Raw genomic sequence first — 485 nt, forward strand, 5'->3', positions numbered from 1 at the left:
AAATATATCATTAAATATAACTATTATTGATTGTTTAAAATCTTGGTGATTATTATGCAAAATTCGAATGAATATAATAATTGTTTAACAAATATACCTAATGTAATTGAGTCAACATTCAATCAAATTATTTTAACTTTTGAAAAGAAAATCGATGAATCTCTTTTTACTTCAGCAATGTCTGTTTATTTATCTAGAATAAATCAGTCTGAAGGTATTGTTTTTAAAATTTACAGAAATAATAAAGAAATTCCCCTAAAAATCGAATATAATGAGAATAGTTCAGTTAATTATTTATTATCAGAAGTTGATGAATTGATAAATAATTTAAAAGAGGAAAATTATATTTTTGATAATGAACTGTTGCATGCCTACTCTATTTTTAACATAAAAAATAATGATGAGTTTGTTCCTCATGAAAAATCTATTTTAAACTGCTTGTTTGATGAAACTTCCGTTGAATTTATTTATAATGAAAGCGTTTT

1 protein-coding gene is annotated in these 485 nt (G+C 22.1%); it reads left to right on the top strand.

Annotated features, from left to right (window positions below; all coding sequences use genetic code 11):
* Positions 1 to 54: 54 nt before the first annotated feature.
* Positions 55 to 485 (top strand): hypothetical protein (locus tag Q4Q55_RS09735; protein WP_303372616.1); only part of this gene is annotated, 431 nt, incomplete at its 3' end.

The sequence above is a fragment of the Methanobrevibacter sp. genome (assembly GCF_030539555.1).
GTDB lineage: Archaea > Methanobacteriota > Methanobacteria > Methanobacteriales > Methanobacteriaceae > Methanocatella.